Below are 20,692 nucleotides of genomic sequence, written 5' to 3'. Positions count from 1 at the left end.
GTTCTGATTTTTAATTTTTAATCATTAGGTCTGTTAGATTCGTTGTATTCCTTCATCCAAACATCAAAATTCAATCTGGCCTGAGGAACCGTATTAGGCAATTGCTCCAATATGCTATAACTGAAGGACTGGAATATCTGGTTAATGGGATGACCCAAAACATTGTCCCTAAGTACGTTGGTATCATTGCTCGATCCTATAAAACTTCCGACGCCGTTCAGGTTGACATCTACATTGCTGTAACCCGAAACATTAAAACTAAAGGACTGAAAGATGATATTTATAGGGTCGTTCAGGATGGTGTCGCGCAATATATTGGTATCGTTGGAGGTACCGATAAAATTAATCTTGCCATCGCCATTGATGTCGCCTGCCCAGAGTGCCCTGGACCCATCGGGTAGAATTACCTGTGCGTTGCTGCCAAATGTATCGGTACTTCCATCGCTGAAGTCCACTACGGTTGCCGATTCTGACAATGCAATTGGAGCAGAGCTCATTATACCCAAATGGTTGCGGTGGTTCAACGCTATATAGTAATTACCGCTAGAAACCGGAAAGCTCAAATCAGATAGCCCGTCAACATCCACTATATCTCCATCGCGTTGGACAAGGCCAGAGCGTGAAGCGACAATAGTTGATGCATTTGATCCGTCCCTTAATTCTACCCAGACCCAATCAACTATAGCATTGGGTCCTATAGTATTAAAAACTGAAGAATCACAGTTCAAGTTGTCAGTGTAAGGACTAGTTGTAGGAATCAAATCATTAACCCTTAAATCATCGCGCATAAGTGTCTCTTCTCCTATATTTGGGTTTAAAGATGGACCTTGAAGACTAACAATCGGACTTATCAAAGTATTACAATATGTACCAGAAACAGTAACAGTAGCAGGTATTCCTCCACAATCTGGCAAAAAGCCTTCTGCATTAAATATGTATTCGCCTGGACCTGTATACGATGTTATTGGTTGGCCATTTGTATCGAACCAGAATTCATCTGGATCAAACAAAGGATCATTAGTTCCATCTACAACTTCTAATTGATTAAACAAATCACCCAATGAATTTACATCAGATTCACAAACAAATTGATCAGGTCCTGGATCGAACGCAATGGTTACATTAGGCAAATCCCAACCTGCACTATCACTAACATCAAAATTTATAGTCCCAACGGATACATTTGTTGTTACCGAAAATGAATAACCATATGAAAATTGACCTGCACCAGTATCAGGGAAATCAACATCAAAAGCACTAATTGTACCAGGTCCTGATACATTCACATTAGAATTACTGTATTTGCTTGATTGGAAGTTTACTCCATTTATACCATTTAGGTTAATACTTTTTGAACAAACTACTCCATCACCTTGATTTGTTTCTCCTGCAACTGGAAAATCTTGTATCTCAATTGTTCTAAACTCAATATATTCGTTTGTGCATTCATCTAATGCAGTAAATATCACATATATAAATAAGGAATCACTAAAAAACGGATCATCGAGTTCAAAGTAATCAAGTTCATAGGTCCAACCAATCCCCTCAGTCCTATTTAAGGTAATTCCTCCATTATTGGCCAACCAAGCATCAATTTCCGTTTCATTACCATTAGGATCGTAAGTAATTATTAAATCTTGACCAGATTCAACTACTTCCAATTCAATAAAATCAATTGTAACAAACGTAGGTTCACCAGCGCAATCTGCTAAAAAGTTTTTCGCATTAAATTGATATACTCCAGGTGTAGTAATTTCTGTTAATGGAGGTGTATTAGGATTAGCTTCTAAATCATCAAACTGGTTGTACCAAGAGTTCGCTGGATCAAAAACATTACCAAAATCACTAGCCTCATTATATACTGAAGCATCTACATCTAAAGCAATCTGCAATTCATCATACAAATCTAGTAAATCCACACTTCCAAAATTACATACTTGAACGGTAATATCTGGTCCAGGATCAAATGGAATTATAACATCTTGAACAGTATAAATAGTTGAAGATTCGACATTTAGATTTATATCACCAATGGTAATTGGTGTTTCTACAAAAGCCTGAAAATTATAACTAAACTGTCCAGCACCAGTATCAGGAAAATCAACTACTGTACCAGAAACAGTAGCTCCAGGGAAACCACCCGCTTGGGTAATAGTGACATTAGACGAATTAAATTTAGACGAATTAAAGTCGGAAGTAGCAATGACGTTTAAATCATAAGTTGTAGCCTCGCATTCTACTGAGCCATTGCCTACATTATCGCCTGCTGATGGAAAGTTTTCAAGTTTTATGAAAGCTGTACTACTACCAATCTGATTTTGGTTTATATCTAATACTTTGAACTCAATTGTACATTGAAAAAATGTATCACTTGGAGGATTAAAACTTTCATTTAACTCTGAATCGATTAGCTCCCATTCCCAAGTAACACCCTCACAATTAGTTGCTATTGCACCACCATTATTGGCTAGCCAAGCATCTATTTCTGCATCATTGCCATTTGGGTCGTATATAATTGTAAGATCTTGGGCTTCTTCATTTATTATTTGGTCAGTAACAAGCGTTACAAATACAGGTTCACCAGCACAGTCTTCTAAAAAGTTTTTAGCATTAAACTGATAAACGCCAGGTTCTGTAATGGAGGTTAGATTATCTGGTCTGAGATTTGGTTCAACCTCTAAATTATCATTTTCATTATACCAAGAATTCTCTGGCTCAAAGACATTACCAAAATCTTCTGCTTCGTTAAACTCTGAAGTATCTACATCTAATTCAATCTCTAATCTATTATATAAATCTAAAAGACTTAAATTATTAAAATCACAGACATAAACTGTAATATTTGGTCCAGGCTCAAAAGCAACCGTCACATTATTTGCAGTATAAGAAGCTGTAGTTTCATAAGTTCTTGGTAACTCATTTCCAATAGTTACTGTAGTTTGTACTTTATAATCAAAATTATAGGTAAATTGACCTGCACCAGTATCTGGAAATTTAACTGTAGTTCCACCATCTACTAATTGTAATCCTGGTTTACCTGCGGTTTGTACAATTTCAAATGAAGATGAGTCGAATTTTGCATCTGTATAGTCAATACCATCATTATCAAAAAAAAGATCGTCATCAAAGTCACCGACAGGAAATGAGTCGTTACAAATAGCACCTCCATTACCAGCACTCTCACCTGCTGAAGCAAAATCATTAAAAATAATTGAAGCATTAGTCGTAGCATTATTTCCAAAATCACCTTCAGCGGTAAACTCTATCAAAATAGTTAATCTATCTAATGTTTCATCGCCATCAGTATCGGATAAATTATCGCTTAAGATATTATAACTCCAAATTAAGTCTCCACAATCTAAAGAAGTAGCAGAAGCATTACCATTGTTATTAAGCCAATTGTTCACAATAATATCATTGCTACTATCAAAATCTAAAACTAAATTCTGAGCTTCTTGTGTTATTAATACTTGACAGCCATTTAATTCACTATTTATAAACCCTTCTGATACAGATAAGTTTCCAACTACAACTTCTCTTATATTAACTTGGCCAAGTGTAAATATCACGTCTAAATTACCTGCAGTAACTGATACACCACCACTATCCAAAGTACTTTTTTCTATAGTCTGCCCATAAGCACAAAAACTCATGAGAAACACTAAATAAAATTTTAAAATCGTTTTCATAAGCTCTATTTAATCTCGATTTTCTAAAGCTTCAACCCTATTTAGAAGCTCTTGTAGCAGCTGTTGTTGAGCATCTATGGTTTGTTGCAGTTGCTCAATAATATTTTGTTGCTCCTTAATTCCAGCTGTTAAAACAGGTATTAAACCAATATAATTAACACCAAGATATTCAATTGAAGGATCATTTTTGGTTTTCCCTGGGTGTACGTTTACACTCACTAAATCTGGAAAGATTTGTTGTAATTCTTGTGCAATAAAGCCTATTTGAGGTTTCTCTGACACATTCATAGATTTTATATATTCTTGCTTAAATGTGTACGAACTTGGACTTAACTGTAATAATGAGTTTAAAGCAGAGTTATTATCTACTTGTCGAATATTATTTTTAAATTTTCTATCTGAAACGTTGGTTAGCGTACCAGTATAATTCATGTCTCCAGATGCATATATTGCATAATTTGTTGCACCACCTGCAGCATATCCAAAAACTCCATAATTATTACCAGTATTAGATCCAAATGATTCACCAACGGTACCATAATAAGTACCACTACCTATTCCTTGTACCTGTCCTAAAATACCCATAAAACCGCCAACTCCATAAACACCAAACCCATAAAAGTCGGTAACCGTATTCTCACCATAAACTCCTGCATTATCAACAGAACCAACATGATTCTTTATTCCATTAACCGCATGGTCCGTGAAGCCAATTGAGTTTTCATTTACTATTAATTTTCCATTTATAGTTATATCACCTGCAGGAAAACCCGGTGAATTTAGAGTATGTAAAGCATAGGGTACACTTTTAAATTCAGTTGTACCTAAATCGACAAAACCAGTTCCTGAGTCAATCTCAGTTCTTAAAGATGTTGTTCCACCACTCCAATTAATAGCAGAAAAATTATCACTCGTAGTACCTGCTCCAATATTCACAATAGCAATTCCATTAACATCTGTAGACGTATTATGAGTTTCTTGATAAACTTGATTAGCATCAGAAAAAATCGTAAATCTAATATCAATAGTTTGACTCGATAAAATATTACCTGTATTGTCTTTAACTAATGCTTTATAATTTATTGTATTGTTCTGTGAGAATGATAAAAAAGAAATAAATAAAATTATTCCAAAACATGATAATCGTGTCATATTTTAACAGGGTTGATATCCTCAAAATAGACCTATTTTGATAACGACTTGGGAAGAAAAACAATGAGATATTTTTCCGAGGATATGATTAATAGCGTCACTAATGTAAGAAAAATATTTAGTTTTTCTGACAAAACCCTTCAAACCAACAAAATATACCTATTAAGAGGTAAGAATTTTAGTTATATGTTGATTAGTATAATTAAAGGAATCAAATGCATTATTCAAAAAGTACAAATGCTGCCCAAGCCTCTGGATTATTGGGTTGACTTTTCTGCATTTGTCTCTGGGTATCAATAAAAGCATCTCTAATAGACTTTCCTTTAGTCCAATTATTATAAAAAGTAATCATAAATAAGGAAGTTTCCTCATCTGGCACTTCCCATAGGCTCATTATCAAGCGATCTACTCCTGCCTTTTTAAATGCACGCTGTAAGCCATAAACACCTTCGCTTCCATCAATATCTCCTAAACCTGTTTTACACGCACTTAAAACCACTAAATCGGTATTGGATAAATCTAAGTTGGATATTTCTAAAGCTGTAAGAATTCCGTCTTCTACTTCATTTGGTGGATTGTAACCATTTTTCCAAGCATAATTTGCACCAGCAAGAATTAGTCCAGATCTTAATAAAGGATCATCAGCTAAACGGTATTGATCTTCCATACTGAGACCAGTATCTTCAGCAACTTGATTATATTTTTCAAAGAAATAACCATGCGTTGCAATGTGAATGATATTAGGACTATCTCCGCTTAAGGCCTTAAAATTAGACTCAGTTGCATTACTATCCGTTAAGGTAGATACCTGACTTTTAGTATTTAAAATCGTCTTGATACTTTGCATCTCCGAAATAGTACCTTCTAACTTTGTCCAACTTTCACCTCTACTCTTGGAACCTCTACTTTTTTTAAGGTTATGATTGTCTGCATATGAAATACGTCTTTCTTCCGTTTTAACCTCATTGGTTAATTCATATTCGTAATTTATACCACCAACTAACAGTGAGGTATCAAAACTAATAGCACTTATCTGTTCTGTTAATTTATAGGTACTACTTAATTGGTTAAGATCATATAGTTCCACAAGATTTTTATTGTCCTTTTTAATAGCTACAAATGCTATTTGATTTAATAGACCACTTGGTGAATAATAAATTGTAGAATTTATTGGTAAATAATTAGCTAATGGTTCCCAAATGAGGTTGTACAAATGTGAATTGGAATAAAGTTGATTAGGTTTCTTCCGTCTTGTTATCTGTTCTAATTCCCTTTCTTCAAATAGATCTACCATAATTGGAAATTCTAGATATGCACCAACTACATAAGCCACATATCTTATTTTATCCGTGTATTTATGATTCTCTATGACATTGAAATGTGAAAATTCTATTGCAAACTCATTTGGTTTTAGCTGACGTTTCACTTCCTCCCAATTACGAACTAATTTTGCACCTTCCTTAAAGTTTGAATTATAAAGACGTACCAATTCTGCCTCTTTAGTGTTTATGATCTTTGTTAAACTATCAATATCTAGAGTTCTTTTGTTAAAAGATTGTGTTAATACTTTAGCATGCTTACTCTTTAAGAATTTATAGGATGTGATTTTACTATTTATTTCGTCATCATTTAGTTGTTTTAATTTTAATAATACATCTTTAGAATTATTGAGCAATAAGCCTTTAAGCATCAATTGATTATTTAAATTCAGAGCATTTAAGTTATCATTTTTAAGGTCCTTGGTAATAGCTAATGATTGTAATTTGTTAAAGTTTAAGGTTACCATTTTAATAAAGGCTTTCTTTTCATTCTCACTACTAAATTGAAAGATTTTATCAATCTGATTTATAAAAACACTATTAGATTCAGCGAGGGCTACAATAGCTTTTTCTGTGTCTCCAAGTCCTAAATATGTTCCACTGAGTTCTTCTAAAAACTGACCATAATCCACATGGTTCTCTCCGAGAATTGTTTTAAGATTTTTAGTCGCTTCTTCAATTAAGGGTAAAGCCTTATTATATGCCTTAGTAAGATTATATGCCTTTGCCAAGTTGTACTTTCTGTTAAAATAAGCTTCACTCTTTATACTATCATGCTTCTCAGAATAATCTAAATTTTTTTCCATCAATCCAATAGCCTCTCTTGTATTACCAAGACGAAACATTGTCTTAGCGTAATCATTGAGCATATAACCGTAAAAGTCGTGCCACTTTTCACCTTCTGGAACCTCAACAATTGTCAAAGCATCCTTAAAATAGTTAAGTGCATCACTATAATTACCTTCTTCAAAATACAGCTTACCTATATTGTTTAAAAGTTTAGCATATTCTTGATGCTTCACACCATGCGAAACCAACATAGATTCTTTAGAATCTTTGTAAGCTTTATGAGATAACTCATATTGACCCATATTCTGGTAATAATAAGCTTTATCCATGGTTCTAATACTATAGGTTTCAGAACCTTTGTCTACAAGTTTAATAGCTTCTTCTATATAATCTACCGCCTTTTCGAAGTTACCAATTCTGTCATAATTGAGACTAATATTTCCTAAAACAACAGCAATAACACCATTGTAATTCTTATCATTTAAATCCAAAAGGGTTTGATAGGATCGCTCCATCAACAATATAGATTCTCTATAGTTATTTCGACCTTTTTCTATAAGCGCCAAAATATAATTGGCCAAAGCATATTGATAGTAATCTTTATCATCCTCATCGAGCTTATCAAAAAGATCTAAACTCAACTTTTGGTAATTATAAGCCTCATTAAACATTTTTTCGACTCTATAAATATTAGCAACAGTAGTTAAAGTGCTCGAATACTTTTGGCTATACCTACCATATTTGTTTTCAACATATTTTATTAGATCTTCTACAGCTTCATTGGCTTCTTTCATATTACCAAGCTGAATATAAATGGGTACCAATTCAATTAAAACGATATCTTTTGTCAATGAATTAGATTCTGGTATTCCCTCTAACTTTAAAAGGGCTTCTTCAAGATATTTCTTAGCCTCAAGATTATTTTTTAATGTACCTTTATAACCCTTACCCAAACCAAAAAGTACTCTCACATAAGTACTATCATTTATAATCCCATTTTTATCTAAAATAGCTTGTTGCTCCTTATATAAGGTTATTGAACTGTCAAACCTGTTTTTTTTTAATAATTCGTCTGCTAGAATTCCTATTTGCTTTGAAAAAGTATATTGCTTTTTACCTCTAAGGGTTTTAGAATAAGACAGTATTTCTTTATTAAGTTGTAAAGAATCTATATAATCAAATTTATTTTGAATAATACTCGCCTTGTAAAACTGATAAAGTGACTTACCAAATTTGGGTTTGGGTTTATAAGTTGCTTCTGCAATTAAATAGGCATCCTTTAAATATGGTAATGCGAGATGTACTGAATCTTGTTCTAAAAAATCTACTCCTAGAGTATAATTTTCTTTCCAAAGTTTTGGTTTTAATTCCTGCGCTTCAGATAGAAAAAATGAAAATAGGATAAAAAGGAATAATACAATTCTGAATAATTTCATAGTACTTGGTGTAATAGCAAACACAACGCTCATGGGTTAGTATAGAAGCAGAATTAGGGACAAATAAAATTAAGCTTTTTATATAATATTAGTTCAACACAACGAACAATACCTATAGTCTAGTATTTAATTTTACAATTTGGTAACCAGGACTGAATTTTGGCAAATTCAGCCTCAGAAATGTTAGTTTTCTTAATATTTAGCATCTTCAGGTTTTTCAAGTTTTTAATGGATTCTGGAAGCGCCTTTACCTTTGTTCTACTAAGATTGAATCGTTTCAAATTAGTCAAATTTCCAATTTCATTTGGAATAACAGAAACCTCACTATCAGATAATATAATCTGCTCAAGATTTGTCATATTCCCTATTTCTGGTGGTAAACTTTCAAAGGAGTAGCCTCCTGTAAATGCCATACCTTTAACATCAAGCTCTGTTACTTCTAGTGGGAATTCTTCAAGATCACCATCATAAACAGTCATCATTACCAAAGTTGGTCCGTACTGACCTTGGCTAATATTACTTTTATAAATGCTACCACTAGCTTCTATTTTGGCCTCTTTTTCCTTATCCTTAGAATAAAAATAATAACGACCACTTAATTCATCCGCCATGGACTCTCCAAGATCCTCAATCTTAAACTCAAAATTGGTTGGTACATTTAATTGATTCAAAGTGTTATAATCATTCGCTAAATTGGAATTTTTGGCAAGACCTTTTCTTTGTGATAATATAAGTTTTGACAGATTTCTTACACTTTGGTCTGAACCACGCATAACCGCATTATTATGAGCATCTTCATAAGCTTCTAAATACTTAGATGCTTCATCAAAATTACGGGTTTGAAAATAGGCTGTTGCCAAATTCATATAAAGTCCTTGCGCAACTTTTCTATTAATTTTCGCTTTATTATCATCTAGGTTTACTTGCTCCAAATGGCTTAACCAAGTATTGATTGGTACCTTCAAAGCCTCGGTAGCATCAGCAGTAACTTTGCCATTCTTCGAAATATTTTCATATACTTTGATGGCTTGACTTTGTGCCTTATCTAAAGCACTATAATCCATCTGTCCTCCTTTACCTGTATAAACATTGACAGTATATTCTACGTAACCTGAGGATATTGCCGATTTGGCGTCTTGCCTGGCTTTTTCAATAAAACGCTCATTAATTCTTTGGTGCTGTTTATTTTTCCATTTGGCCTTGTCTTCTTTCCATGCTTCCTCTAAAACTTGAGGATGCCAATAACACTCATCATCACCATAAACTAAATTGATAGTTTCATCCACTAAACTGCCTGTTCTTTGATAACTATTAAATTCTTTTGCATATACTATGTCTCCTGAAGAATTTTCTACAATGAGATAGGAATCCTTAATTTCTGCTGGCACGCTGTATTGATATACAGTAATCTTTTTTGCATCCTTCAAAACATTTTTGCTACCTGAAGCAACACACACTTCTTCAGCTTCGAAGGATTTTGGTTTTTTAAAGCTTGTTCTGCCCATTGCAAACGAATAATTAAGCTCAGATGGACTTATAGAAATATCATACTCTGGAACCGAAAAATATACTGATGTGACAGATTCAGATTTTGCCCTTTGAGAATAAATTGATGAACTGTACAAAAAAATGAAAAGCAAAAAGAACTGAGAGAATTTGTTCGACATAGAAAAATTGAATTAATAGCACTTAAATTTAGTGCTTTTTGGTTAATTAAATATTGTCTAAGTCTTAATCCGTCAAAATATACTCAACGTTGAGTAATTCAATTGATTCAATTATACCTAAGTCTAATGAGCTCTGCTGATCATATGTTAATATGCAACTTGAATCTTCGCCTAGTTGATAACAAGGTGTTGAGGCATCATTTGAAAAGCTTCCTGATGATTCTAATCCATCAGCATTAATTGTTAAAATCGGCACTCCATTAACTGCATAAGCATTTGGATTGTTCAACATAATTTCAAACTGTAATCTTGATGTATTATTCCCAGTATCTGGCGTAAAAATGAAACTTAAAACTTCGTACGAGAAATTTTCTAGAGTTGGAGGCTCTATCAACTCAGGTTCTGTTGGCTCAGGGAAATCACATGGCACTTCTTGAGATATATTATAACTGTAAGTTTGACTGTTAACTATATAAAACTGAGGTATAGTTATCGTTTTCATGCAGTCACCATCGTCATCTTCTGCTGGACAACCAAAAAAGAATGCTGTAACTAATAACAAAAGAATGTAGTTCTTATTTTTAATCATAAAATTATAAAACCAATTAGAAATTTTAGGTATGCTTTGCTAAATCCATATCATTAATACCACCATGCGAGGCATGTGTAATAACAATACCGTTTTTTATTACCAATAATTGAGGCGATTGGTGTAGTACTTGAAATTTATAACCTACTTCATTAGAAACGTCCCTGTAACTCAGTAAGTCTAAATAATACAGATCTGCATTTGATTCTAAATCATATGATGCTATAAATTGGTTCATAACCATTCTACTTATACCACAACGTGTTGAATGCTTAAAAATTAACTGTGTTTTTACTTTAGACTTCTCAGCAATCTCTTGTAATTGACCTAAGTTCGTTAAGGGTATCCATGGTAAAACTTTTTCTTCTTTAGGTTCTGAAGAACCAAACATATTTTTTAAAAATCCCATAACTAAACTTGCTGTGAAGTAATATATTTTTGATAGTAATTATATTTTGCAATTTAATCAGAATAACTTTATCTAATTACAAAAGAACTTAATCTAATTTATTTGGGAGAATCACTAAACTTTGATGTTATCATATCAATAAAATTCGGATTTCTGCCAATCTCTATGAAATTAAAAGTACGGTAAGGGTCTGGCACTGCTTCAAAACTGAATGTGAGCATGTTAATATCAATCAGTTTTTCTACATAACGGTTCACAGCTAAATCTAATTCATTTCTGCAATGATTTTTACCATAATATTCATCTGTCACAACAGGGATAAAACATTTTGTGTCTACAATCGCCCACATATACTTTGAAGTAAACGCTTCTCCAATTCCAATACTCTTTTTATCAAAAAAGATATTCAGTTTATCTCCATCTGGTTTTCTATATGCTGCCAAAGGCTCATACACATTTTTCTCTACCCATTCTGCTTTTGGGCCATGGGAATAACTAATGAAAATATCATATTTTTCAGCCCCTTCAGCCACACCAGTCACTAAAAATTTGTAGGCAAACAACCAACACAAACCTGCAGAAACTATTATGGCCACAATTGTTTGTCCAACTGGAATTACAGCATTAAACGTCAGGATCACCTTATAATAAATAAAAAGTAATAAAAGAGATGCCAGCGCTGATAGAAATGCTATAATTAAAGGTTTTGTTTTTAAAGATTTTACATATTTAAAAATCAATGCAAAAACAATTGCGACAAATAATGCATAAAAAAGCATCTGACTTATAATTACCCATACATTTTCAAGTGGTAATTTCAATCTAATATTTTCATCCAATAAGTCGCTAATTGCCCAGGTTACAACATAGGGTCCTGGAACCGACGAGTTTCCTAAATCAATAACATCACTTACTGGATCACCTACAATCATAATTTTTTCATCCATATCAATTACCTGATCTTCTGGACTCATACCTTCGTAAGGCAGAAAACTTTGTAATGACAAAATACTATCAGGTTGAAAAAAATAGCTCCTTTCTTGCATTTCGCTAATTGAAGCATAAGGCACTATTGAACCTCTTCTCTTTTCTTGTAGCAACATTGTTTTTGAATCACCTAAATCACGAACCACCTTATGAACTAGTGATTCAATTAAAATATTGCTTTGCATTGACTCTGAGAAAAAATAAAAGTCATTCTCGTAAGAGGCCATATTAGTTTCACCATAGAAATTGGTATGATACCGACCAGAGCCTGAACCCTCTTCTTCAGGGTCATCCGCTAAAACGGAATACACTTGTACGAGATGCTGTTGTTCTAAATTATCAAAACTCACATTATCTATCCCAACACTTTCTGTAGAAGCATTTATATTATATGCAGCGTAAACAGGACAACCAAGAGCTTTTAAATTTTCAATGGCCATTAATAAATCGTCCATCTCAGTATTGTCATTTCCAAACCAAATATCTAAAATCACACCTTTAGGGCCATTATCATTTATGGTTTGTTCAATAACAGCATTGAGCAGATTAATTGTATTTCTTCTTTTACGATAAAATGACTCACAACCACTCTCACCAGGAGGGTTTTGATCTATATGTACAAACACAATATCCTTATTAACAATAGCTTCGTCTTCACTAGTTCTATTACTATAACCAACCAAATAATTGTCTACTACTCGCCAGTTACCTAAATTCAAAGCAAGAATAAAGGTGATTAAAAAAGTGATAAGATAAATTGCTAGCCTTTTGAGAGTGAGCATTCTTAGTATTTTAATGCATACTTTGACATTAAATCGTAATAATATTCACTAGATACATCACCTGTAACCTCATAAGCCCAACCTATCAATCCATATATTTCAGAAAGTTCAGAGCTGATAATATCGTAGGCTTCATGATCCTCTTCTTCAAAATAATCGAGTGTATCAAGGTAATTCAAATCTTCAACGTTCCAATTTGCCAATTCAACTAAAATGTTATATGCATTACCTATCCATGCATTGGCGTTTTGTACATCACCTGACTTTGCTATTGCTTCAGACATTGATATTACTGCTTCTAGTGTATACAGATCATCAGGACCATAATATTCTTCAAAAATTAATCTGGCTTGATTAAATGGATCTACAGCGTTTTGTGGTTGATCAAAGTCCATATAAAGATCACCAAGACATAACAAATTATCTGCGCGTTCTTCGGGATCGATAATATTGTAAATTTCATTACTTATATAACTTATGGCCTGAGAATAATCCGCATACTCAATTGGTTGATCACTCGAGTAAAATTGTTGATCTCCTGCAGATTGCATTCTAGAAACAGCTTGTGTAATAGGCTCACCACGTTTATTAGTTGGAGCTGATTGACCGTTTATACTTAATGGAACTTGGTCAATGATATTTATAGAACCTTCCTCTGTAGTTATTATAGCTTGTTCATTGTTTCCTGCTGACATATCCGTAAATGTAAATTCGGTACCTCTAGCTGCCGATGTTGTTCCTCTACCATTATTTACTCTATAATTATAACCAACAGATTTATTTACATAACTTTTAACTTGAGCACCCTGACCCCTTACATAATGGTTTTCACCTTTCGGTGTCATTTTAACCGTGTACTCCATAGTCTTACCTTTTATAGAAGAGCATATTTGCCTACCTGCGGGTGACTGTAACATAACAATTGTATAAGGAGGAATTATTAAACGTGTACCTGATTGTAATTGATCTCCAACCTTAAGCACGGAAGAACTTCCTCCATTTCCTGGAAGCATTACTGTAGTATTTGCCGACTGCACACTTTGATTGTTATATTTTAAATTGGTCACAACACTTTGGGCAAACATGCTATTTAGCCCAAACAAGAGCATACAGGATGTATAAACAAAAATGCAGGTACCATGATTTAGGGCTGAAATAGAAAAATTTCGTTTCATGATTAATAGGATTGAATTAGTTAGTAATGATTTAATCATTAACATCAACTTGCTTATAAATTTACATCGAACTGAATTTTTGATCTAAACATATGTTAATAAATTAATTAATCGTTTTCTAAATATAATAAATTTACCTTGGTTACTTCAAAAAAAATATCTTCTAAATCATTTGACATACTATGCATAAATTTCTTTGACCAACAGATGTTTTTTAAAGTTTATACCGTCAAATCGTCACTCTATAATGCACTAAATCAGACATTTTGTCGTTTTTTTCTTACCTATTGGAGTTGGTAAGATTATTGAACAATGTTAGGCAAAAACAACACAAAAAATTGATTAACACATAGAAAGATGAATTTTAATAATTATACAATTAAATCACAAGAAGCCGTGCAGCAAGCACAACAGCTCGCACAAGGTTTCGGTCATCAACAAATAGAAAACGAGCATATTTTTAAGGCACTTTTCAATGTTGATGAAAACGTTTTGCCTTTTCTACTAAAAAAGCTTAATGTTAATGTAAATATGCTTCAACAAGTTTTGGATAAAGAAATACAGAGTTTTGCTAAAGTTTCTGGTGGAGACATTATGCTTTCAAGAGAAGCTAGTAAGGCATTAAATGAGGCATCTATCATTGCCAAAAAAATGAAAGATGATTACGTGTCTATTGAGCATTTAGTTATAGCCATTTTTAAATCTAAAAGTAAAATATCTCAGATTTTGAAGGACCAAGGAGTTACGGAAAAGGGTCTACAATCTGCTATAGTAGAGCTAAGAAAAGGCGGAAGAGTCACCTCTCAAAGTCAAGAAGAAACGTATAACTCACTGAGTAAATACGCAAAGAACTTAAATCAACTGGCCAGAGATGGAAAGCTAGATCCTGTTATTGGTAGAGATGAAGAGATAAGAAGAATACTTCAAATCCTTTCCCGTAGAACCAAGAATAACCCGATATTAGTTGGTGAGCCTGGCACTGGTAAAACAGCCATTGCAGAAGGTCTTGCACATCGAATAATTGATGGTGATATACCTGAAAACCTTAAGGACAAGCAAATCTTTGCCTTAGATATGGGAGCACTAATTGCTGGTGCTAAATTTAAGGGCGAGTTTGAAGAACGCCTAAAAGCCGTTATCAAGGAAGTAACAACTAGCGATGGTGATATCGTACTTTTTATTGATGAGATACACACCTTAGTTGGCGCTGGAGGTGGACAAGGCGCAATGGATGCTGCCAACATTTTAAAGCCTGCCCTTGCTCGTGGTGAATTACGTGCCATTGGTGCCACTACCCTAGATGAATACCAGAAGTATTTTGAACAGGATAAAGCCTTAGAGCGTCGATTCCAAAAAGTGAACGTTGATGAGCCAGATACAGAAAGTGCAATTTCTATCCTTCGCGGTATTAAAGAGAAATATGAAACACATCACAAGGTTCGTATAAAAGACGAAGCTATCATTGGTGCTGTAGAATTATCAAATAGATATATTACAAATCGATTCTTACCAGACAAGGCAATTGACCTTATGGATGAAGCCGCTTCTAAACTGCGTATGGAAATCAACTCTAAGCCAGAGGAATTAGATGTTCTGGATAGAAAGATTATGCAGTTAGAAATTGAGCACGAAGCGATTAAACGTGAAAAGGATGAGACCAAACTTAAGTCTTTAAAGGCAGAATTAGCAAATCTTAAGGAAGAACGCAACGAACTCAATGCCAAATGGAAAAGTGAAAAGGAAATAGTAGAAAATGTTCAAAATATAAAACAGGATATCGAAAACTTTAAGCTTGAAGCAGAACGTGCAGAACGTGAAGGTGACTATGGTAAGGTAGCCGAAATTCGCTATGGTAAAATTAAAGAGGCCACTGAAAAGTTAGAGGCTTACCAAAAGCAATTGGCAGAACAGCAAGAAACCGCTTTAATCAAAGAAGAAGTTACTTATGAAGACATTGCAGATGTTGTGGCCAAGTGGACAGGTATTCCTGTTACTAAAATGATACAGAGCGAGCGTGAAAAACTATTGAAGCTTGAGGATGAATTACACAAGCGTGTTGTCGGACAAGAAGAAGCCATTGAAGCTGTAAGTGATGCTGTGAGACGTTCTAGAGCTGGTTTACAAAATCCTCAGAAACCTATTGGGACATTCCTTTTTTTAGGAACAACAGGTGTGGGTAAAACAGAATTGGCAAAAGCTTTGGCAGAATATCTGTTTGATGATGAAAATGCTATGACACGTATCGATATGAGTGAATACCAAGAGCGACATGCCGTAAGCAGACTCGTTGGTGCACCTCCAGGATATGTTGGTTATGATGAAGGTGGTCAGCTTACAGAGGCTGTTAGACGTAAACCTTATTCAGTTGTACTATTGGACGAGATTGAAAAAGCACATCCTGATACCTTTAATGTTCTTTTACAAGTATTAGATGAAGGAAGATTAACGGATAATAAAGGTCGTGTTGCAGACTTTAAGAATACTATTATCATTATGACCTCAAATATGGGAAGTCAAATTATTCAAGAACGTTTTGAGGCAACTAAGGATATTCAAAGTGCTATTGAAAGTGCAAAGGTTGATGTACTAGGTTTATTGAAGCAAAGTGTTAGACCAGAATTCTTAAATAGAATTGACGATACCATAATGTTTACACCATTATCTAAAGAGAATATTCTAGATATAGTTGGACTTCAATTAAAGAATGTCACAAAAATGATAGCGGAACAAGGCATTACTTTTGATGCTACACCTGAAGCTAAAGCGTATTTGGGTGAAAAAGGGTACAATCCAGAATATGGTGCAAGACCTGTAAAACGTGTCATTCAGAAGGAGGTTTTAAATCAACTTAGTAAGGAAATACTATCAGGACGTATCACTACAGAAAGTATTATTCTTCTTGATGCCTTTGACGATAAACTAGTCTTTAGAAATCAAGGTGACCTGGTAATTGAAGAAATATAATAATACCTGTAACAATATAGGTTTAAATCAGTCTTTATATTGATTGGTTGGTTAAAGCAACACCTAGTTCAAGTCGGATCGCTTTCGATAGAAAAGGTGTTGCTTGCCTTTTTGTAACATTATCATAATATTTGCTACTTATAGATCAAATTAAAAACTTCTATGAAATATTTACTATCTCTTTTAGCAATAACATTTCTTTCAACTTCAACAGTATTAGCACAAAAATTAGAGAATTCAACCCTTTGGAAAATTGAAGGCAATGGATTGGATAAAGCCTCTTACCTATTTGGTACCATTCATATAACATGTGATGCGACTTTAGAAAGTGACGTAATTATAGCACTTGATGAGACAACTCAAGTAGTCTTAGAAATTGATATGGATGATCCAGAGATGCAGGTCAAAATGATGAAGGGTATGTATATGAAAGATAGCAAAACACTAAAATCTATGGTTAATGATGAGGAATATATAGCTATTGATTCCTTATTTATAAATAATATGGGAATGTCTGTAAAAATGTTTGAAAATGTGAAGCCTTTCTTCTTAACCTCAATGCTCTATTCAAAATTTATTGATTGTCCTATGCAATCTTTTGAGGCCGAACTTATAAAAATAGCTTCAGAACAAAATGAGGAGATATATGGTTTAGAAACTATAGAGGATCAAATTCAGGTATTTGAAGACATACCGTACGAAGACCAAGTAAAAGAATTAGTAAGAACAGCCAAGGATAACATGGCTTATGATAAGGCTAATTTCGCAAAATTAATGACGATTTACAGCAATGAAAATATTACAGAAATGTTAGATATGATGAATGATGATAGCTATACTAGCATTGCTGATTATCAAGATAAATTGTTAGATGATCGAAACAAAAATTGGATTCCAAGAATTAAGGAATATGCAGAAGATCAAGGAACATTTTTTGGCGTTGGAGCCGGTCATTTAGCTGGAGAAAATGGTGTCATCAATCTTCTAAGAAAAGCTGGTTACACAGTGACAGCCGTTAGAGATTCGGAGTAAGTTCTACATTTTTATAATATATAGAGTCCATATTACGGGCTCTTTTTTTGCTCTATAACACACTTGTACAACTAACTGTTTGTCAGTGCTTTAAAAATAACGATTGTTGTTTTTCGATGAAATGCATGATATTTTGCAATATTTAACATTCATTTTAACGGATAAATTATTACTTTTATCGAGCTATTTAATTCCACAATACTTAAGACTCCCTTAATTAAGTCTGGTAAATCCCTCTGGCAGTAGAGAGAATTACTATGGCATTTTTTATTAAACCCCTACAAATAAATTAAATGGAATTAAATAGATTTATAGACCATACCCTATTGAGTGCGTCCGCTACTGAAGCAGATATTTTAAACCTTTGTGAAGAAGCACTTAAATATAAATTTTATTCAGTTTGTGTAAACGGTAATTATGTATCCTTTGCTAGACAAGCTTTAGGAAGTTCTGATGTTAAAGTATGTACAGTAGTTGGATTTCCTTTAGGTGCAATGTCTACAGACGCCAAAGTTTTTGAAGCTAAAAAAGCCATTGAACACGGTGCTTCAGAAATTGATATGGTAATTAATATTGGACGCTTAAAAAGTCAAAACCATGTAGAAGTCCTTAAGGATATTAGTGCAGTAAAACGCGCTATTGGCCATATTCCTTTAAAAGTAATTTTGGAAATAAGTGAACTTTCAAAAAATGAAATTGTCAAAGCATGCGAAATTTGTATTGATGCTAAAGCCGATTTTGTAAAAACATCTACTGGCTTTTCTTCAAGTGGAGCTACTTTAACTGCTGTAAAAATTATGCGCAAGACGGTAAAAGACCAATTAAAAATAAAGGCCTCTGGTGGTATTAGGGATGCTGAAACCGCTTTAAAATATATAGAAGTAGGTGTTGATAGAATTGGTGCTTCAAGCGGTGTTGCCATGATGACAAATCAAACTTCCATTTTAGAGTATTAAAATTTCTATACTTTGACTACCTTTACAATATGAGTGTACATATTGGCGCCAAAAAAGGCGAAATCGCAGAAACTATTTTATTGCCTGGAGACCCATTACGAGCTAAATGGATAGCCGAAACTTTTTTTGAAAACCCTGTTTGCTTCAATGAAGTACGAGGTATGTTAGGCTATACAGGTACTTATAATGGCAAAAAAGTTTCCGCCATGGGAACCGGAATGGGAGTTCCTAGCATTTCTATTTATGCAAATGAATTAATTACAGAATTTGGTGTTAAAAATTTAATACGTGTAGGTAGTTCTGGTTCATATCAAAAAGATGTGAAAATTTATGATGTCGTATTGGCAATGGCAGCTTCCTCTACTTCTGGTGTTAATGAATTACGATTTGGTGGTGCTGACTATGCTCCTACTGCAGACTTTGGCCTATTTATTAAAGCAGTTGAAGCAGCAAAAGCAAAAAACATTCCGATTAAGGCAGGCAACGTTCTTTCATCGGACGAATTCTATGAAGATGATATAGAATCCTATAAAAAGTGGTCAAAATTCGGTGTATTATGTGTAGAAATGGAAGCCGCTGGACTTTACACAGTTGCTGCTAAGCATAACGTAAATGCTTTAGCGATTCTTACAATTTCAGATTCTTTAGTAACTGGTGAAAGAACAACTAGTAAAGAACGAGAAACAACATTTAAAAGCATGATAGAAATAGCTTTAGAGTTAGCATAGTATTATTTAACAAACTTTTTCAACAAACACTTTTATTCTAGTTTATCTTTGAATTAATCAACCAAACTCATTCAAGATGAAATCTATCTTTTCGGCATTGTTATTAATGCTTTCCATTACTGTATTTGCACAAAATTCTTCAGATCAAGTACAAATTGAAAATACTTTAAACAATTACATAGACGCATTTTACAAAGGCGATACCACAAAACTAAAACTCGCTATAAAACCGCGTTTAAACAAGTTTGGTTATTGGAAAAACAAAGAATCTGGCAATTACGAGTATTATGCACATATGAGCTATGATAAGGCAATGCAGTTTGTGCAGAAAATGAATGACGAAGGTAAAACCAGAGATGAAAAAATTATAAGAAATGTTGAAGTATTAGACATTGGCAATCACATTGCATCTGCAAAAGTTACTGCTACCTGGGGAATTGACTATGTACAGTTATCTAAAGATAATGGACAATGGATGATTGAGCAGGTAATCTGGGAAGGGCCTTATGAGAAGGAAGCAACTAAGAAAACATCTACATATTATTTAATTCGTCATGCAGAAAAAGATCAGTCTGATAAATTAAACAGAAATCCGCATCTGACGGATGTAGGTAAGGTTCGTGCTGAGAATTGGGCCAATATTTTAAAGGATGTCAAATTTGATATGGTCTATTCTACAGATTACCATCGCACCAAAGAAACTGCGATGCCAACTGCTAATGCCAATGGTGTTGAACTTACATTTTATGATCCACGAAATATGAATGTTGAATCATTTAAAAAAGACACTAATGGTAAAACGGTACTTATTGTTGGTCATAGTAATACCACACCTATGTTTACTAATGGATTGATCGGTGAAAAGAAATATAAAATGATTGAAGAAAGCAATAATTCTAATCTATATATCGTAACAATTTCTAAAGATTCAAAAACATCTACACTTTTAAAGGTTGATTAGTACAAAAAAACCGACGAAACTACCTAATTATCATAATTTTAATTGCTATAAATAGTT

At 33.6% G+C, this 20,692-nt stretch carries 13 protein-coding genes; 5 read left to right on the top strand and 8 right to left on the bottom strand.

The window, feature by feature from the left end; genetic code table 11:
- Nucleotides 1-17: 17 nt before the first annotated feature.
- The 8 genes from ACFWV9_RS08940 to ACFWV9_RS08905 all read right to left on the bottom strand — a co-directional run bounded on the left by ACFWV9_RS08940 (nucleotide 18) and on the right by ACFWV9_RS08905 (nucleotide 13,994).
- Nucleotides 18-3,689: a hypothetical protein gene (locus ACFWV9_RS08940; RefSeq protein WP_411894866.1), complete on the bottom strand. Its 3,672-nt coding sequence runs from the start codon at nucleotides 3,687-3,689 to the stop codon at nucleotides 18-20.
- 9 nt (nucleotides 3,690-3,698) lie between these two features.
- Nucleotides 3,699-4,841 carry a tail fiber domain-containing protein gene (locus ACFWV9_RS08935; protein WP_411894865.1) on the bottom strand — a complete coding sequence of 381 codons (1,143 nt, stop codon included), beginning with the start codon at nucleotides 4,839-4,841 and terminating at the stop codon, nucleotides 3,699-3,701.
- A 220-nt stretch (nucleotides 4,842-5,061) separates the two neighbouring features.
- Nucleotides 5,062-8,385, bottom strand: a complete 3,324-nt coding sequence (locus ACFWV9_RS08930) for a CHAT domain-containing protein (RefSeq protein ID WP_411894864.1) — start codon at nucleotides 8,383-8,385, stop codon at nucleotides 5,062-5,064.
- A gap of 119 nt (nucleotides 8,386-8,504) precedes the next feature.
- The gene (locus ACFWV9_RS08925) at nucleotides 8,505-10,052 is read right to left on the bottom strand and encodes a leucine-rich repeat domain-containing protein (protein ID WP_411894863.1); all 1,548 of its coding nucleotides are present in this window, start codon (nucleotides 10,050-10,052) and stop codon (nucleotides 8,505-8,507) included.
- 64 nt (nucleotides 10,053-10,116) lie between these two features.
- Nucleotides 10,117-10,641, bottom strand: a complete 525-nt coding sequence (locus ACFWV9_RS08920) for a hypothetical protein (RefSeq protein WP_411894862.1) — start codon at nucleotides 10,639-10,641, stop codon at nucleotides 10,117-10,119.
- Between the two features lie 25 nt (nucleotides 10,642-10,666).
- Nucleotides 10,667-11,050, bottom strand: coding sequence for a bacillithiol system redox-active protein YtxJ (gene ytxJ, locus ACFWV9_RS08915; protein WP_411894861.1), 384 nt, complete (start codon nucleotides 11,048-11,050; stop codon nucleotides 10,667-10,669).
- A 98-nt stretch (nucleotides 11,051-11,148) separates the two neighbouring features.
- Entirely contained in the window at nucleotides 11,149-12,819 is a 1,671-nt protein-coding gene (locus ACFWV9_RS08910) for a toll/interleukin-1 receptor domain-containing protein (protein WP_411894860.1), read from the bottom strand.
- A gap of 2 nt (nucleotides 12,820-12,821) precedes the next feature.
- The gene (locus ACFWV9_RS08905) at nucleotides 12,822-13,994 is read right to left on the bottom strand and encodes a hypothetical protein (protein ID WP_411894859.1); all 1,173 of its coding nucleotides are present in this window, start codon (nucleotides 13,992-13,994) and stop codon (nucleotides 12,822-12,824) included.
- A gap of 357 nt (nucleotides 13,995-14,351) precedes the next feature.
- On the opposite strand from ACFWV9_RS08905, the gene clpB reads away from it, so the two are divergent.
- The 5 genes from clpB (at nucleotide 14,352) to ACFWV9_RS08880 (ending at nucleotide 20,635) form a co-directional block, all read left to right on the top strand.
- On the top strand, nucleotides 14,352-16,958 hold the full coding sequence (gene clpB / locus ACFWV9_RS08900) for an ATP-dependent chaperone ClpB (protein WP_411894858.1): 2,607 nt from the start codon (nucleotides 14,352-14,354) through the stop codon (nucleotides 16,956-16,958).
- A gap of 162 nt (nucleotides 16,959-17,120) precedes the next feature.
- On the top strand, nucleotides 17,121-17,990 hold the full coding sequence (locus ACFWV9_RS08895) for a TraB/GumN family protein (RefSeq protein ID WP_411894857.1): 870 nt from the start codon (nucleotides 17,121-17,123) through the stop codon (nucleotides 17,988-17,990).
- A 293-nt stretch (nucleotides 17,991-18,283) separates the two neighbouring features.
- Entirely contained in the window at nucleotides 18,284-18,946 is a 663-nt protein-coding gene (deoC, locus tag ACFWV9_RS08890) for a deoxyribose-phosphate aldolase (RefSeq protein WP_411894856.1), read from the top strand.
- A gap of 29 nt (nucleotides 18,947-18,975) precedes the next feature.
- Nucleotides 18,976-19,674, top strand: coding sequence for a purine-nucleoside phosphorylase (gene deoD, locus ACFWV9_RS08885; protein WP_411894855.1), 699 nt, complete (start codon nucleotides 18,976-18,978; stop codon nucleotides 19,672-19,674).
- Between the two features lie 76 nt (nucleotides 19,675-19,750).
- Nucleotides 19,751-20,635: a histidine phosphatase family protein gene (locus ACFWV9_RS08880; protein ID WP_411894854.1), complete on the top strand. Its 885-nt coding sequence runs from the start codon at nucleotides 19,751-19,753 to the stop codon at nucleotides 20,633-20,635.
- The last annotated feature ends 57 nt before the right edge of the window (nucleotides 20,636-20,692 follow it).

The sequence above is a fragment of the Winogradskyella sp. A2 genome (genome assembly GCF_046762865.1).
Classification (GTDB): domain Bacteria; phylum Bacteroidota; class Bacteroidia; order Flavobacteriales; family Flavobacteriaceae; genus Winogradskyella.
This window is presented reverse-complemented; position numbering and strand designations above follow the sequence as displayed.

What these genes read in the sequence shown, in the direction of transcription:
- deoD (WP_411894855.1), top strand. Translation starts at nt 18,976, where the DNA reads ATGAGTGTACATATTGGCGCCAAAAAAGGCGAAATCGCAGAAACTATT.
- ACFWV9_RS08895 (WP_411894857.1), top strand. Translation starts at nt 17,121, where the DNA reads ATGAAATATTTACTATCTCTTTTAGCAATAACATTTCTTTCAACTTCA.
- ACFWV9_RS08935 (WP_411894865.1), bottom strand. Translation starts at nt 4,841, where the DNA reads ATGACACGATTATCATGTTTTGGAATAATTTTATTTATTTCTTTTTTA.
- ACFWV9_RS08940 (WP_411894866.1), bottom strand. Translation starts at nt 3,689, where the DNA reads ATGAAAACGATTTTAAAATTTTATTTAGTGTTTCTCATGAGTTTTTGT.
- ACFWV9_RS08880 (WP_411894854.1), top strand. Translation starts at nt 19,751, where the DNA reads ATGAAATCTATCTTTTCGGCATTGTTATTAATGCTTTCCATTACTGTA.
- ACFWV9_RS08910 (WP_411894860.1), bottom strand. Translation starts at nt 12,819, where the DNA reads ATGCTCACTCTCAAAAGGCTAGCAATTTATCTTATCACTTTTTTAATC.
- ACFWV9_RS08930 (WP_411894864.1), bottom strand. Translation starts at nt 8,385, where the DNA reads ATGAAATTATTCAGAATTGTATTATTCCTTTTTATCCTATTTTCATTT.
- clpB (WP_411894858.1), top strand. Translation starts at nt 14,352, where the DNA reads ATGAATTTTAATAATTATACAATTAAATCACAAGAAGCCGTGCAGCAA.
- ACFWV9_RS08920 (WP_411894862.1), bottom strand. Translation starts at nt 10,641, where the DNA reads ATGATTAAAAATAAGAACTACATTCTTTTGTTATTAGTTACAGCATTC.
- ACFWV9_RS08905 (WP_411894859.1), bottom strand. Translation starts at nt 13,994, where the DNA reads ATGAAACGAAATTTTTCTATTTCAGCCCTAAATCATGGTACCTGCATT.
- deoC (WP_411894856.1), top strand. Translation starts at nt 18,284, where the DNA reads ATGGAATTAAATAGATTTATAGACCATACCCTATTGAGTGCGTCCGCT.
- ytxJ (WP_411894861.1), bottom strand. Translation starts at nt 11,050, where the DNA reads ATGGGATTTTTAAAAAATATGTTTGGTTCTTCAGAACCTAAAGAAGAA.
- ACFWV9_RS08925 (WP_411894863.1), bottom strand. Translation starts at nt 10,052, where the DNA reads ATGTCGAACAAATTCTCTCAGTTCTTTTTGCTTTTCATTTTTTTGTAC.